We start from the raw sequence: 16,881 nt of genomic DNA, 5'->3' as shown, positions 1-16,881 counted from the left end.
TTCCCTGGGTCCTTTAGTATTTTTAAAGCATAAATTTGGTAGGAATTAAAGGAAAAATATATCTATTGTCGAAAATTAGTGAAGAAACGGGGTTTAACCCATATAGAATATTTTGGATAAAAGAGGTGAAAGAAGTGACTGATAAAACCTTGTATTTTGCATTGGATGTAGGAACTCGTACTGTAATAGGTGTTGTTCTTGAATCCAGAAATGATAGATTTCATATTTTAGCATCAGAAATTGAAGAGCACAATACTCGTTCCATGCTTGACGGGCAAATCCATGACATTCCTGCTGTAACAAAGGTTATCAAAAAAGTAAAGAATAAGCTAGAAAAAAGGATAAAAGGAAAGCTTACAGAGGTTTCTGTCGCTGCAGCCGGAAGAGCTCTCTATACACAAAAAGCTTCTGTAAACAAAAAACTAACACAAGGAGATCTTGTAGATGATAATACCGTTTACTCTTTAGTAATGACAGGAATTCAAGAGGCCCAAAAATTAATTAAGAAAAAGTACCATCCTCAAGAGGATAATAATTATTATTGTGTTGGTCATTCCGTTATTGGATATTATTTAGATTCTCAGAAAATGATAAATTTAATTGGACAACGAGGAAGTTTAATCGGGGTTGAGGTTATTGCAACATTTTTGCCACGAATAGTTGTTGATTCTTTAAACTCAGTAATTACTGGTGCGGGCTTAGTTATCAAAAATATGACATTGGAACCTATCGCAGCAAGTAGTCTAGTAATAACTGAAGGGATGAGAAAATTAAACCTTGCCTTGGTAGATATAGGTGCTGGTACCTCTGACATTGCTATATCTTATGATGGTGCCATATGCTCTTATGCCATGGTTCCCTCTGCTGGGGATATGATTACCGAGGCAATTTCTGATAAACTATTAGTAGATTTCAATACTGCAGAAGTTATTAAGCGAAAATTAAATTCAAGTACAAGTATTTCATATGAAGATATTCTTGGTATGACTATCCATACCGATGCAAAGGTTATAATCGATAAAATATCACTAGAGATTGAAAACCTAGCAAAAAAAATATCCCAAGAAATAATTACCCTAAATGGTAAAGGCCCACAAGCAATTCTGCTTATTGGTGGTGGAAGCCTTACCCCTTTATTAGCTGAAAAAATTGCAATTCATGCAGGTCTCACTAAGGATAGAGTTGCCATAAGAGGGAGAGAAGTCATTAATAATATTACTGGTGCAGCTAACAAGTTATCTGGTCCAATGGCTATCACGCCAATAGGAATTGCCTTTACCCAGACACTAGGTATAAGAAATAGCTTTGAATTTATAATAGTTAATGGTGAAATGGTTAGAATATTTGGCAGAGAAAAGCTAATAGTTCTAGATGCTCTAATTGCTAGTGGGTTTAAAAACTCTGAGTTAGTGGCCAAACCAGGTATGGGAATCACGGTCGAATTAAATAACAAGATTAAAATATTAAAAGGCCTTAAAGGAACTGATCCGCAGATTAAGATAAATGGTGAACCAGCAAATCTCGATGATTTCGTAAAATATGGAGATAAAATCACTTTTATACCTGCCCAGCCAGGAGAAGATGCAAAGGGGCATATAAAAGATATTCTTCCAAAAGTTCTAGATAAGTCCTTGTTTATAAATGGTCAAAAGCGATACCTAAAACCCATGATTTATCAGAATAGAAACAGGGTTAAGCATAATACCCCATTAAAAGATAAAGCAATAATAACTGTAAATCCCATTAATACCGTAAAGGATGTTTGTGAATATTTAGAAATAGATACTGACACTATTAAAGAAGTATCAATTAATTTATTAATTTCCTCTTTGGAAACTGAGGTACATAATAATGATGAAATAGAATTTATTTATAAGTCTAAAGTTGATAATCAGAATCATAGTACTGATATAGTACCTAATCATACTGTTAACATTACTCTTAATGATGAAAATATACTTTTAGAAGACAATAATAATCCATTGATGTTGCTAGACATTTTTAAAAAAATTAATTTTCCAACAACACCACCTCTAGATAAGAAAAAGCTTGTATTAAAAGTTAATAATGAAGATGCAGCATATACATCCTATATAAACGATGGCGATAAAGTTGAAATCTATTGGGCTTAGTTAACGGATGCTACCATTTGAAGATACATCTATGACTTTTTTCCATTGTTCATAGGTAACAGGGACAATTGATAGCCGGGGTTGACGAACAAGTTCCCAGTTTTTTAAAATATCTTTTTCTTCATCTGAATCATCATTTGCTAACTCTTTTATTTTTTGCAAGCTTACGGGTCTTTCTAATTTTGCAGTAGGTACTAATTGGAATACAAGATATTTATTATCTTTTTCTGTAGGGTCTGGATAAGGATCTGATGTTATTTCAGCAGTACCAATAATACTGCGCTCTTTGCCAGTATGGTAAATAAATACTCTGTCACCTATTTGTATCCTAGAAATATTATTAAGGGCTTGGTTTCCCTTAACACCGTCCCATATACCCTTCTTATCTTTAATCAGATCATCCCAACTATATTCTTCTGGTTCAGTTTTTAATAGCCAATAATTCATGGATTATTCCTCCACATAACCTTATTTTATGTTAAACCTTTATTCTTTTATTATTAGCAATTTCCTCTTCCTTCAACAATTTTTTCGATGACTAACACCGCTAAACTTCAACATCTGCACACACTAAATACTATTGAACAATTTCATTAGTGTTACTGGCGGTTTCTAGACCATTTAATTCATGGGTATAAGGTTCCTTGTTAAAAGCAACAATAATAAAAAAATTAATTTCAAGGAGTGGTAAATATGCTGTATTCTAGAGCAGAAGAAATACTAAATTCTCCTGCAACATTTGAGGTGTTATATCAAGGCGAACCAGTTTGGATTGATAGTTTAGATCCAAATACACAAACAGCAAAAGTTACTTTGGGTGACACCACCAGTAAGAGAAAAGATATACATGTACACGATCTTATAGAGATTAATTGATAAGTATGCTATAATTTTACAGTGTTAAGAAATAGGTTGTCATGTTGCAGGGTAGGTTGCGGCCTACCTTCTTTGTTTATTTATTCATGCATAAATGTTATCAAGATCAAGAAAGGAGTGGGGTTTTTGTCCAAGCTTAATTTAATTGCTACTGCAACTTTTGGATTAGAAGCAGTAGTAGCACAAGAGCTTAAAAGCCTTGGATATGAAGATATAACCGTTGAAAATGCAAAAGTAAGCTTTACTGGCGATGAAGAGAGCCTTTGTAGAACAAACATAATGCTAAGAACAGCCGATAGGATACGTTTGAAAGTAGGAGAATTTAAAGCAACCACCTTTGACGAGCTATTTGAAAAGACAAAAGCACTTCCATGGCCAGAGATTATTCCTGCTAATGCAGAGTTTCCCGTGGATGGCAAGTCAATTAAATCAACACTATTTAGTATCTCTGATTGTCAAGCTATAGTTAAAAAGGCAGTTGTAGAGAGCATGAAGAAAAAGTATAAAACTCAGTGGTTTGAAGAAAAGGGGCCTCTATATAAAATTGAAGTAGCTTTATTAAAAGATATAGCAACATTGACCATAGATACTAGTGGGCCAGGATTACATAAAAGAGGTTACAGAGAGCTGACTAGTACAGCACCACTACGAGAGACACTTGCAGCAGCTCTAGTCTTACTTTCAAAATGGTATCCAGATACAACCTTAATAGATCCCTTGTGTGGTTCAGGTACAATTCCCATAGAGGCTGCATTAATTGGGCAAAACATAGCACCAGGAATTAACCGTGAATTTGTATCGGATAGGTGGCCCAACATACCAAAAAGTGTTTGGAAAAAAGTTAGGGAGGAAGCACGGGATAATGTAAGAAAACTGAAACTAGACATCATAGGTACAGATATTGATGGTCCATCCATAAAGCTTGCAAGAATTAATGCCGCTAAATTTAATCTTGAACAGGATATACACTTTCAACAGCTACCTCTATCTGATTTCAGTAGCCAAAAAAAATATGGAAAAATCATTTCTAATCCTCCTTATGGAGAGCGTCTCGGGAACCTACCAGAAGTTGAAAAGCTATACAAGGAAATGGGGAAAGTATTCAGTAGGCTAGACACTTGGTCTTATTACATACTAACCTCTCATGAAAAGTTTGAAACATTATTCGGAAAGAAGGCCAGTAAAAAAAGAAAGCTTTATAATGGAAAAATTAAAGTTGATTATTATCAATACTTTGGACCAAGACCACCTAGAAAACAATCATAATTTAACCAACTGCAATAGAAACAGAGTTCGAGTTATACTCGAAACTCTGTTTTTTTGCATTATATTACATTTAAGCCTAGTTTAATCGAAAATATCCTGAAGGATTAGGGGGACATTATGGCTAATAATTTCCATATACTAACATTTATTAATCAAGGAGCAATAAATAATGTTTACTTTAAGCAATAATTATCACTCTTATTGTAGTTTTGGTGCTCATTTGTATTTTCAAAATGGTATCCCAGGCGTTAAATTTACTGTCTGGGCACCTAATGCTCGTGAAGTTAGGGTAGTAGGCGACTTTAATGGTTGGTATGGAAACAATCATGTTATGGAGACAGAATATGGAAGCGGAGTTTGGACGATATTTATTCCAGGCATTACTCATGGAGCTCTATATAAGTATGAAATTCATACTTATATGGGTGAAATACTGCTTAAATCAGATCCCTACGCTTTTTATTCTGAATACAGACCTAATACTGCTTCAAAAGTCTATTCTTTAGATGGGTACAAATGGAATGATCAGCAATGGAAGAATTATAATAGTCCGGGTTATAATAAGCCTATTTTAATATATGAAGTACATTTAGGTTCATGGAAAAGAAAAGAAAATGGTGATTTCTTAAACTATAGAGATTTTGCCAATGTATTGATTAATTATGTGTCGAATATGGGCTATACACATATAGAGCTGCTTCCTATTATGGAACACCCATATGATGCTTCCTGGGGATATCAAATTACTGGTTTTTATTCTATTACTAGTCGCTATGGAACTCCCCATGATTTCATGTATTTCATAGACATGTGTCATCAAAAGGGTATAGGAGTCATCCTTGATTGGGTACCTGGCCACTTTTGTAAGGATTATCATGGCTTAAGTAAATTTGATGGTTCTAATCTTTTTGAATCTGAATACTATGACAGAAGTGAAAATTATGGATGGGGAACATTAAATTTTGACTTTGCAAAAGCAGAAGTGAGAAGCTTTCTGATATCAAACGCTATTTTTTGGTTCGATGCATACCATATTGATGGTCTAAGAGTAGATGCAGTTGCTAACATGCTCTATCTAGATTATGGAAAAAATCCAGGAGAGTGGACTCCAAATATCTATGGTGGTCATGAAAATCTAGAAGCAATTGACTTTATGAAAAGGCTAAATGAATGTGTATTTGAAAAATTTCCATATGCATTAATGATTGCAGAGGAATCAACAGCCATGCCTCTAATCACAAAACCGACCTATGTAGGTGGCTTAGGTTATAACTATAAATGGAATATGGGTTGGATGAATGATGTACTTAGGTATATTGAAACTGATCCCATACACAGAAAATGGGAACATAATCTGCTTACTTTTTCATTTATGTATGCTTTTTCAGAAAACTTTTTACTTCCTTTATCACATGATGAAGTAGTACATGGTAAACAATCACTTCTAAATAAAATGCCCGGGGATTACTGGCATAAATTTGCAGGGCTAAGGATCCTTCTTGGTTACATGATGGCACACCCTGGCAAAAAGCTTTTATTTATGGGAATTGAACTTGGTCAATTCAATGAGTGGAATGAAAATAACGAATTAGATTGGCACTTACTAAATTTTGAAATGCATAATAAATTGCATTTATATGTGAAAGAGTTAAACAATTTCTACCTTCAAAATCGTTCTCTATGGGAATTGGACCATGAAATTCGCGGATTTGAATGGATTGACGCAAATGATTATCAGCAAAGTGTAATTACATTTTTGCGTTACGCCAAAAACCGCGATGATTATTTAATTATTGTATGTAATTTTACACCGATTCAGAGACATAACTATAGGATTGGTATATTTGAACAAGGCAATTATGAGGTAGTTTTTAGTAGTAATTATCTTGAATATGGGGGTACAGGTGTTACAGAAATGTGTTATAAATCTAACAATATACCTTGGCATAATAGAGAATATTCCATAGAAATCATACTGGCACCATTATCCACATTATTTATCCGTAAAACACAATCAAGGGGGAGTGATAAATGCAACAACAAAGAGAATGTGTAGCCATGATTTTAGCTGGTGGCCAAGGTAGCCGTCTAGGAACTCTAACTAAAAAGATTGCTAAACCTGCCCTTTCATTTGGAGGAAAATATAGAATTATTGATTTTACTTTAAGTAATTGCTCTAACTCAGGGGTTACTAGTGTAGGAGTTCTAACTCAATACCAACCATTAATTCTAAATACTTACATTGGTATCGGTTCACCATGGGATTTAGATAGAAGAAATGATGGTGTACGTCTTTTACCACCTTATGTTAAAGATGAAGGCAGGGAATGGTACAAAGGTACTGCAAATGCCATTTATCAAAATATTGATTTTATTGATATGTTCGACCCTGACTATGTACTTATATTATCTGGTGACCATATTTATAAAATGGACTATTCATTAATGCTAGAATTTCACAAGATAAAAAATGCTGAGGCAACTATTGCTGTACTTAAAGTACCTTTAGAAGATGCCCCTCGATTTGGAATTATGAATACTGATGAATCTGGTAAAATAGTTGAATTTGAAGAAAAACCAAAAGCTCCCAAGAATGATTTGGCTTCGATGGGAATTTATATCTTCAATTGGGATTTGTTAAAAAGCTTTTTAGAAAGTGATGATAAGGACAAAATCTCAAGTCATGATTTTGGAAAGAATATTATTCCAAAGATGCTAAAAGGTTGTCACAAAATGTTTGCCTATCCCTTTGTAGATTATTGGAAGGACGTAGGGACAATAGATAGTTTATGGGAAGCTAATATGGATTTATTATCTAAACAACCTCTTCTTGATTTATATACTAGGCACTGGAAAATATACTCGGCCAACTTTGCTTTACCTCCACATTACGTTGGGCCAAAGGCTAGCATTAACCAATCTCTTATCAATGAAGGATGTTTAATTTATGGGGAAGTCAATCATTCAGTAATTTCCACAGGAGTGGTTATAGGAGAAAACTCCTTGGTAAAAGACTCAATAATAATGCCTAATGTGAGAATAGGCAAAAATGTATTAATTGAAAGGGCTATTATCGGTGAAGATACCTTGATTTATGATAATACCTCTATCAAGTGGATGAGTGGTACAACTAGTGGGAATTACCCTATAGAATATGATAGTTCTGGTATAACAGTTGTGGGAGAAAAAGCATATATATCTAGCCAAGATTGTATAAAAAAGGTTGAGTAATAGTTTTTTATGTGAGGTGAGCACGTATGAAAGATGTTATGGGCATAATTACAATTCCAGATAATTTGGAATCCCTGCATGATATAACAAATGATAGAGTTGTTGCAGCAGTACCATATGGGGGGCGTTATCGCCTAATCGATTTTATATTATCTAACATGGTTAACTCTGGTATACAGAATGTTGGAATATTCATTGGTCATAAATCACGATCTTTAATGGATCATTTAAGATCAGGAAAGGATTGGGATTTGCATAGAAAAAGAAATGGTTTGTTTATTCTGCCGACAGATTACAGAAATCATGCTGGTAACCCTAGTGGAGACTTAGAGTACTTCTATAAACATTTAGATTATTTTCATGGAAGTACTGAAAAATACGTTCTTATAGCAGGCAGTAATGCAGTTTGTAATACTACTTTTGATAAGGCATTTAAATTTCATATTAATAATCATGCAGACATTACAATGCTATATTCTGACTACCCTCAACCAATATCTGTCCACAAAACTATCTTAGAAACTGATTCTAATAATCGAGTAATTGATTTAAAAGTAAATCCCGCTAGAAAAACTAGTAAAAAATTATCAATGGAAATGTATATTATGAAAAAAGAGTTGCTAATTGATATAACCGATACTTGTATATCAAAGGGTAAGTATGACTTAACAAAACATGGAATTATTAATAACTTAAAAACCCTAAATGTTTATGCTTATCACTATCCAGGTTACTTTGGAAAAATATCTTCTCTAGCTTGTTATTACAAACATAATCTTGATTTGTTAAAACCAGAAATATGGAAGGAGTTGTTCTTTAATTCAGGACCAATTTATACAAAGGTGAAAAATGAACCTCCTACCAAATACTACGAAACCTCCACAGTAGAAAACTCTCTTATTGCTAGTGGCTGCATTATTGAAGGAATAGTTAAGAATAGTATTTTATTCAGGGGTGTAACGGTAGCAGAAGGTTCGACAATCAAAAACTGTATAATATTGCCTAGAACCGAGATTAGAAACGGAGTTTATATAGAAAATATAATCCTTGATAAAAATGTCTGTATATCCGCTGATAAAACACTTATTGGCGATGAGAAGCACCCTATATATATAGGTAAAGGAAGTATTGTTTAGTTTCTAAGGAGGATTCATATGAGAATTTTATTTGCTGCTGCAGAAGCGGCCCCATTTATAAAAACTGGAGGGCTAGGAGATGTCATTGGTTCGTTACCTAAGGAATTGAAGAACTTAGGGTTGGATGTAAGAGTTATACTACCTAAATATAAAAATATACCTGAAATCTACAAACAATCAACGACATTAATTAAGAGATTTTCTATTCCTATGGGAACCACAAATCAGTTTTGTGGTGTTGAATTAATAGAGATTAATGCACTTAAAATATATTTTATTGACAATGAAATTTATTTTAATAGATCAGATTTATATGGTTACTGTGATGATGGTGAAAGATTTGGTTTTTTTTGTAAAGCTGTTTTAGAGTGCTTAATCTACTTGGATTTTCAGCCTGATGTTATTCATTGCCACGATTGGCACACAGCTATGATAAGCGTTTTATTAAAAACTCAATATAGATATCATCCTTTTTATAAAAATATTAAAAGCATTTTTACTATACATAACTTACAATATCAAGGAATTTTTTCAAAAGACATTCTAAGTCTTCTTGGTCTCAAGAATGATCTTTTTACAATTGACGGGTTGGAATTTTATAATCAAGTTAATTTTATCAAGGGGGGAATAGCTTTTTCAGATTTAATAACAACTGTCAGCAAGACATATGCTTCTGAAATCCAAACACCTCAATATGGCGAAAAGTTAGAAGGCTTACTCCTCAAGAGAAAATCATTTCTATTTGGTATTGTTAACGGGATTGATTATGAAGTGTTTAATCCGAAAACTGACTGTCATATTTTTCAGCATTATAACGAAATGACTTTAAGAATTAAAGGTGTAAATAAAACCCGTCTTCAAAAACACTTATCACTTAAAGAATCAGGTATGCCATTAATTGCAATTGTATCTAGGTTAGTCAAGCAAAAAGGTCTTGATTTAGTAGAGGAAATTTTAGATGAATTATTGGAAGAAGAAGTTCAACTGGTAGTACTAGGTACCGGGGAAGAAAAGTATGAAAACCTTTTTAAATTAGTGGTAAAAAAGTATCCTAGCAAAATATCTGCTAATATACTTTTTGATACAAAACTAGCAAATAGAATATATGCTGGCTCAGACTTCTTTTTGATGCCTTCACTTTTCGAGCCATGTGGTTTGGGACAATTAATTGCCCTTCGTTATGGTACCATACCTATTGTAAGAAATACTGGCGGTCTTAAGGATACTATACGTTCCTTTAATGAAATTTCTGGAAAAGGTAATGGATTTACCTTTGATAAATACTCAGGTTCTGATTTGTTATTCACCATTAAAAAAGCTATGCATATATTTAATAACAAACCTGTATTTGAAAATATGATAAAGCAGGCAATGCTGGAAGATTTTAGTTGGAATAGGTCAGCCCTTGATTACAATAAATTATACGAAAATCTTAGTGCATAGGGGGAATTTATTAAGAATGTTTTCCGACAAAGAAAAATTCAAAGAAGCCTTTTTAAAAAAGCTTACCACTCATCGCAGTACGAACATTGAAGAAGCTACTCCCATCGATACATATATAACATTTGGCAAGCTTGTGATGGAGTATATAAGTGAACTATGGCTCATTACCAATACTAAGTATAGGAAAGATTGCAAGAAACAGGTTTATTATTTTTCCATGGAATTCTTACTAGGTAAGCTAATGCCAACAGCGTTATTAAATCTTGGAATTAGAGATGTCTGCAAAGAAGGCCTTAAAGAATTAGGTTTGGAGTTAGAGACAATAGAAGCCATGGAGGTAGATGCTGGTTTAGGTAATGGTGGTTTAGGCAGGCTTGCAGCTTGCTTTTTAGATTCTATAGCATCACTAAACATTCCTGGCCATGGATGTGGCATTAGGTATAAGTATGGTCATTTTGAGCAAAAAATCATTAATGGTTATCAAGTAGAATTACCGGAAAATTGGTTAAGAGAAGAAAATATTTGGGAAATTAGAAAAGCTGATAAAACCTTTGAAGTACGCTTTGGTGGTTCAGTTAGAAGAGATTATATTGACGGAAAGCTAACATTTTACCATGAAAATTACGAACCAATTCTTGCTGTCCCCTATGATATGCCTATTGTAGGTTATAAAAATCAGATAGTTAATAATCTTCGCCTTTGGAGTGCCGAAAGTGCTGTTAAATATTTTGATTTCCCCTCTTTTAGCCATGGAGATTATCTAAAAGCATTAAAATATAAAGAATCAGCAGAAGCCATATCACAATTTTTGTATCCTGATGACAGCAATTGGGAAGGACGGATTTTGAGACTAAAACAGGAATACTTTCTTGTCTCCGCTGGCCTCCAGAGTATTATCTGTAACTTTAAGAAAAAAGGAATTCCACTTTCTGATTTGCATCACCTAGTAAAGATACATATTAATGATACACATCCTGCTTTGGCAATTCCCGAGCTAATAAGAATATTAATTGATGAAGAGGGCATGTGTTGGGATGAGGCCTGGCATATTACTACAGAGACTATCTCATATACAAATCATACAACACTATCAGAAGCTTTAGAAAAATGGCCATTGGAAATCTTTAAACCTCTTTTACCGAGAATTTATTTGATAGTACAAGAAGTTGACAAAAGATTTTCTAATGAGTTACAGAATAAATATATTCATAACCCTGGTAAAATAACGGAAATGGCTATTATTTCAGATGGGTATGTTAAAATGGCCCACCTAGCTATAGTTGGTAGTCATAGTGTAAATGGTGTCGCTAAAGTCCATACAGATATCCTTAAAAAAAATGAGCTAAAGAACTTCTACGAATATTACCCATATAAATTTAATAATAAAACCAATGGAATAACACATAGACGGTGGTTAATGAAGACGAACCCTCCTTTAAGTGACCTTATTTCAGACTGCATTGGAACAACTTGGATTACTAAACCTCAAGAATTAATAAATCTATTGGATTTTGTAAATGATACTTCCTTTCAAGAAAAATTACATCAAATTAAAGCCTATAATAAAAATATATTGGCAGAAGCTATTAAAAATAAATATTTTATCAACCTTGATTGTACTTCAATTTTTGATGTGCAAATTAAAAGACTCCATGCTTATAAAAGACAGCTATTAAATGCTCTTCATATTATGCATTTATATAATCTTCTAAAAGAGAACCCAAATTTAGATCTTGTTCCAAGAACATTCATCTTTGGTGGAAAGGCAGCTCCAGGCTATCATTACGCCAAGCAAATAATTAAGTTGATAAATTCTATAGCAGAAAAAGTAAATAATGACAAAGATATTAAGGATAAGATTAAGGTTGTTTTTATTGAAAACTATAGTGTATCCTTGGCAGAAATAATTATTCCTGGCACAGATCTTAGTGAACAGATTTCTACTGCTAGCAAGGAAGCATCTGGAACAGGAAATATGAAATTTATGATGAATGGTGCTATAACATTAGCTACCCTAGATGGTGCAAATATTGAAATCAGAGATAGCGTTGGAATAGATAATATTATTACTTTTGGTCTTACTGATAGAGAGGTTTTTACATTTTATCATCATGGGGGTTATAATTCCTGGGAGGTTTATAATAGTGATGAACGGGTAAAGACTATAATTGATCAGCTTGTTAATAATTTTTTACCTGCCCCTACTGGGGATTTTGTAAATATTTATAATTCTCTTTTGCATCACAATGATGAGTATTTTGTTTTAAAGGATTTCTCATCCTATGTAAATGCTCAGCAAAAAGCAAGTAAACTCTATGAAAATAAGAGCAGGTGGTTGAAAATGTCAGGGATTAATGTAGCTCACTCAGGAGTGTTCTCAAGTGATAGAACCATATCAGAATATGCAAAGGAGATTTGGAAAATCTAACTGTATGACATTAGTTCTGAAGTTGAATTCAGAAGAATACCGGCAATTCGGACAGATTATTCTACTAACATTACCAAAATAGGGAGTTGAAACTAAATGGTCTTGTTGTTTCATAATTCTCATAATGAGTATTATAGACATCCATTCGGTGCAGTACCTTGTAATAAGAAGATTACTATAAAGCTGAAAATACAGTCTGAAAAAATTCCAAATCATGTAGAAGTCCTAGTATCTATAAACGATAAACAGCACCATTATCCGATGATATTAAAAGAAGATAATCATAATCAATATATCTATGAAGGAGAAGTTATTACTTCTTCTTTTCCATGTTTAATGTGGTATTACTTTCACGTAATGATTGATGGTAAATCTCTTTATTACGGTAATAACAATAAGATGCTTGGGGGAATAGGGGAAGTAAGGTATCAAATTCCTAGTTCTTATCAAGTTACAGTACATGAAAATAATTTATCAACTCCGCAGTGGTTAAAAGAAGCAGTAATGTATCAAATATTCGTAGATCGTTTTTTTAATGGAAATGATGATAAAAGTATCAACAATGTTAAAACTAATTCATTAATCCACTCTCATTGGGAAAATTCTCCATTCTATATTAGAGACATTGAACAGGGGAATGTGGTTCGTTGGGATTTTTTTGGAGGAAATCTTCTTGGAATAATCAGGAAGTTGCCCTATCTTAAGGAACTTGGAATTAATCTCATCTATTTAAACCCAATTTTTGAATCCTCAAGTAACCATAAGTATGATACTGCTGATTACAAAAAGGTTGACTCAATGTTTGGGAGTAATGAGTTGTTTAGAGAGCTATGCACTACAGCAAAAAAATATGGAATATCTATTATACTTGATGGAGTCTTTAGTCATACTGGTAGTGATAGTATATATTTTAATAAAGATGGTAACTATCCTAGCTTAGGAGCATACCAATCCAAGGCTTCACCTTATATTAATTGGTATCGCTTTGAGGATTACCCTGATAAATATGACAGTTGGTGGGGTGTTGAAAGCTTACCTAATGTCAATGAATTAGAACCCTCATATCAGGATTTTATTATCCACGATCATGATAGTGTGTGTAAATACTGGATAAGACTAGGTGCAAAGGGTTGGCGTCTAGATGTAGTTGATGAACTGCCAGATGAATTTTTAAAGATGCTTAGAAGCGCTGTAAAAGGAATAGATTCTGAAGCAGTATTAATTGGTGAGGTTTGGGAGGATGCCTCTAATAAACTTAGCTATGGGCAAAAACGCGAGTATTTATTCGGTAACGAATTAGACTCGGTTACAAACTACCCTTTTCGAAAAACTCTCCTTGATTTTGTCCTTGGAAGTATTAATGCTTCTGAAGTCCATAGCAGGTTAATGAGTCTTTTCGAAAACTATCCACTTCACCATTTCTACTCAACTATGAATCTAATAGGTAGTCATGATGTGGCAAGAACCCTAACATTAGTAGGTGAAATGCCTTCTGAAGAGAACTTATCTTTAGAAAATAGATATAAGCTAGAACTGTCACCTGACCAAAGAAACCTAGCAATAGCACGTATGAAAATGTTATCTCTATTTCAGATGACCTTTCCTGGAATGCCTTGCATATATTATGGTGATGAAGTAGGTCTAGAAGGCTATGGTGACCCATTATCCAGAAAAACTTACCCTTGGGGTAATGAAAACAAGGATTTACTAGACTGGTATAAAAACATAATTTCAATTAGACATGAATATGATGCTTTAAAAACTGGAAAGTGGTTATCCTTAATAAAGGATGGCGATTTATATGGATATCTGAGGGTTATTGATAAAGGAATTGATGTCTTCAATCAAGCTAAAAAGAATAATTCTCTCCTTGTTATTTTTAATAGAAGTAAATATACTAGTCATTCCATAAACATAGATTTGAGTACTATACCACATAACAAAACAATTATTGATTTGATAGCTTCCAACAGTTCGAATAAAACTATAGAAGTCCAAAGGGAAAGTATTAGATTAAAAATAATGCCCTTAGAAGGCAAGGTTCTATTGTTAAGCTAAGATTTCAGGAGGACATATGCCAAAATTAAGAGAAGGCGGTATTCTATTACATCCTACTAGCTTACCATCATCCTATGGGATAGGAGATTTAGGTAAAGAGTCTTACTTGTTTCTAGAGTTTCTAAAAAAATGCAGACTAAACATATGGCAAGTATTACCGCTAGGCCCTATTGGCTTCGGTAATTCACCATATCAATCCTATTCAGCATTTGCAGGCAACCCTCTCCTGATAAGTATTGACCTCTTAGCAGATGAAGGTCTACTTCCAAGAAATGTATTGGATGATTATCCATCAAATCTAAACATGGATAAGGTTGATTACTCTAGAGTTACAAAACTTAAGGAGCAGCTATTTAGAATAGCATTCAAAGAGTTTAAAGAACTACCAAAACCAAGAGATTACTTTATCTTTTTGTCAGAGAATAGATTTTGGTTAAATGATTATGCTCTTTTTATGGCAGTTAAAAACTATTTTAATGGAGCTGTATGGAATAAATGGGAAAAATCAATAGCTTTTAGGGAACAAAAGGGTATAGATTATTATAGTAAGTTATTAATGGAAGAGATAAACTATCATATATTTATGCAATATATGTTTTTCTCGCAGTGGAACTTATTAAAAAACTATGCCAACACATTAGGTATCAAGATATTTGGAGATTTACCAATTTTCGTATCATATGATAGTAGTGACGTATGGTCTAATTCCCAGTTCTTTGACTTGGATATTAATGGTAATCCACTCCATGTTGCAGGAGTGCCGCCTGATTATTTTAGTAAAACAGGTCAATACTGGGGAAATCCTTTATATAGATGGGATGTCATGAAGAAAGATAACTATGCCTGGTGGCAAAAAAGATTTGAAATCCTCCTGAAATGTGTAAATATAATTCGGATTGACCATTTCAGAGGCTTTGAGGCATATTGGCAAATTCCAGCTAATGAAAAAACAGCAGTAAATGGTAAATGGGTAAGTGGACCAGGAGAAGATTTTTTTTCAATAATTGAGAAACATCTAGACAAATTACCCGTTATTGCAGAAGACCTGGGCTTTATAACAAGCCAGGTACACAAACTTAGAAAACGATTTCATTATCCTGGAATGAAGATTTTGCATTTTGCATTTGAGGGTGGTGAAGCAGAAATAATTAAAGCTTTAGAAAACTATAATATGGCAATCTATACTGGTACACATGACAACGATACAACTGTTGGTTGGTATAAGCATAGCTTATTGACAAAACCTCTAGTACTGAAATATTTAAAAGAATACTTCAGTATTAATTCAAGCACTAATGAAGTAGATATATGTTGGAAACTAATTGAGTTAGCTTTCATGTCGAAAGCAAAGTATATTATTATTCCTTTGCAGGATGCTTTATCATTAGACAGTACTGCACGTATGAATTTTCCTGGAACAGTAGGCGATAACTGGACATGGAGATTTAGAAAAGGTGAACTTAATGATATTATAATAAATAAATTAGCTAACTTATCTGAACAATATATTTCACAAAATAAATAACTTAATTTCACCATATCTTACTTCAATTTTCATTAAGAATAATGTACAATGTATCAGAAGAGTTATTTTAAGTAGGTGAGTAACCTGTACAATAAACTTATAAATTTTTGTGATTATTGCTTTGAACACAAAGAGCTGATCCTGTTACAAATTTTTAAAACAAATGACAAACTTTATCAAAGAGTTGAAGCTTTGGATTATGAATATGAGAATGATTACATTATCTTTAAAGCAGATAATCAAGAAGAATTCCTAATAATGCTAGATACAACTACCACTTATATTCGATTAAAACCTAACATTTCTAGTGAGCATATAGAATTCCCGCGTGAAAAAGAATGGGGTAAAAAAATTATTTTCGAAATAATTGACAAAATACATGGTCATGATATAATCTTTTCTATCGGTGTAGAAAATGAAGGTTTTTTACAAGACTATATAAGAGAATATATAGCTTAGAGATTAAAGTATTGTAAAAATATTATCAAAAATAATTATCTAAATCTATTGACTTAAGGGTATATACTTGTTATAATAAATCTTGTCGTTGTTGTCGGGGCGTAGCGCAGTTTGGTAGCGCACATGGTTTGGGACCATGGGGTCGAAGGTTCAAATCCTTTCGCCCCGACCATTTTAATAAGGCCCGTTGGTCAAGCGGTTAAGACACCGCCCTTTCACGGCGGTAACAGGGGTTCAAGTCCCCTACGGGTCACCATTTATGTTAATGAGGGCGATTAGCTCAGTTGGGAGAGCGCCTGCCTTACAAGCAGGATGTCGGCGGTTCAA

12 protein-coding genes and 2 tRNA genes are annotated in these 16,881 nt (G+C 33.4%); 13 read left to right on the top strand and 1 reads right to left on the bottom strand.

The window, feature by feature from the left end; genetic code table 11:
- The first annotated feature begins 134 nt into the window (after positions 1–134).
- The gene (locus APF76_07200; protein ID KUO50440.1) at positions 135–2,132 is read left to right on the top strand and encodes a hypothetical protein; all 1,998 of its coding nucleotides are present in this window, start codon (positions 135–137) and stop codon (positions 2,130–2,132) included.
- On the opposite strand, the gene APF76_07195 is transcribed toward APF76_07200, so the two are convergent.
- Complete coding sequence (locus APF76_07195; GenBank protein KUO50439.1) at positions 2,133–2,579, bottom strand: hypothetical protein; 447 nt, start codon at positions 2,577–2,579, stop codon at positions 2,133–2,135.
- 246 nt (positions 2,580–2,825) lie between these two features.
- Between APF76_07195 and APF76_07190 the strand changes: the two genes are divergently transcribed.
- The 12 genes from APF76_07190 (at position 2,826) to APF76_07135 (ending at position 16,810) form a co-directional block, all read left to right on the top strand.
- A complete protein-coding gene (locus APF76_07190; GenBank protein KUO50438.1) occupies positions 2,826–3,008 on the top strand; it encodes a hypothetical protein in 183 nt (60 codons plus the stop codon).
- Between the two features lie 126 nt (positions 3,009–3,134).
- Positions 3,135–4,274 (top strand): N-6 DNA methylase, encoded by a 1,140-nt coding sequence (locus APF76_07185; GenBank protein ID KUO50437.1) that lies wholly within the window; start codon positions 3,135–3,137, stop codon positions 4,272–4,274.
- Positions 4,275–4,443: 169 nt separating this feature from the next.
- Positions 4,444–6,330, top strand: a complete 1,887-nt coding sequence (locus APF76_07180; GenBank protein KUO50436.1) for a glycogen-branching enzyme — start codon at positions 4,444–4,446, stop codon at positions 6,328–6,330.
- Complete coding sequence (gene glgC, locus APF76_07175) at positions 6,306–7,505, top strand: glucose-1-phosphate adenylyltransferase (protein KUO50435.1); 1,200 nt, start codon at positions 6,306–6,308, stop codon at positions 7,503–7,505. Before APF76_07180 ends, glgC begins: the two co-directional genes overlap by 25 nt.
- Before the next feature lie 26 nt (positions 7,506–7,531).
- Positions 7,532–8,641 carry a hypothetical protein gene (locus APF76_07170; protein ID KUO50434.1) on the top strand — a complete coding sequence of 370 codons (1,110 nt, stop codon included), beginning with the start codon at positions 7,532–7,534 and terminating at the stop codon, positions 8,639–8,641.
- Positions 8,642–8,659: 18 nt separating this feature from the next.
- Positions 8,660–10,084 carry a glycogen synthase gene (locus APF76_07165; protein KUO50433.1) on the top strand — a complete coding sequence of 475 codons (1,425 nt, stop codon included), beginning with the start codon at positions 8,660–8,662 and terminating at the stop codon, positions 10,082–10,084.
- Positions 10,085–10,100: 16 nt separating this feature from the next.
- Positions 10,101–12,512: a maltodextrin phosphorylase gene (locus APF76_07160; GenBank protein KUO50432.1), complete on the top strand. Its 2,412-nt coding sequence runs from the start codon at positions 10,101–10,103 to the stop codon at positions 12,510–12,512.
- A gap of 96 nt (positions 12,513–12,608) precedes the next feature.
- Complete coding sequence (locus tag APF76_07155) at positions 12,609–14,570, top strand: alpha-glycosidase (protein KUO50431.1); 1,962 nt, start codon at positions 12,609–12,611, stop codon at positions 14,568–14,570.
- Between the two features lie 16 nt (positions 14,571–14,586).
- Positions 14,587–16,095, top strand: coding sequence for a 4-alpha-glucanotransferase (locus tag APF76_07150; GenBank protein ID KUO50430.1), 1,509 nt, complete (start codon positions 14,587–14,589; stop codon positions 16,093–16,095).
- Positions 16,096–16,170: 75 nt separating this feature from the next.
- Positions 16,171–16,554 carry a hypothetical protein gene (locus APF76_07145; protein KUO50429.1) on the top strand — a complete coding sequence of 128 codons (384 nt, stop codon included), beginning with the start codon at positions 16,171–16,173 and terminating at the stop codon, positions 16,552–16,554.
- 95 nt (positions 16,555–16,649) lie between these two features.
- A tRNA-Pro gene (locus APF76_07140) sits at positions 16,650–16,726 on the top strand.
- A 9-nt stretch (positions 16,727–16,735) separates the two neighbouring features.
- Positions 16,736–16,810, top strand: a tRNA-Glu gene (locus APF76_07135).
- Positions 16,811–16,881 lie beyond the last annotated feature (71 nt).

Source organism: Desulfitibacter sp. BRH_c19, assembly GCA_001515945.1.
Classification (GTDB): Bacteria; Bacillota; DSM-16504; order Desulfitibacterales; family Desulfitibacteraceae; genus Desulfitibacter.
This window is presented reverse-complemented; position numbering and strand designations above follow the sequence as displayed.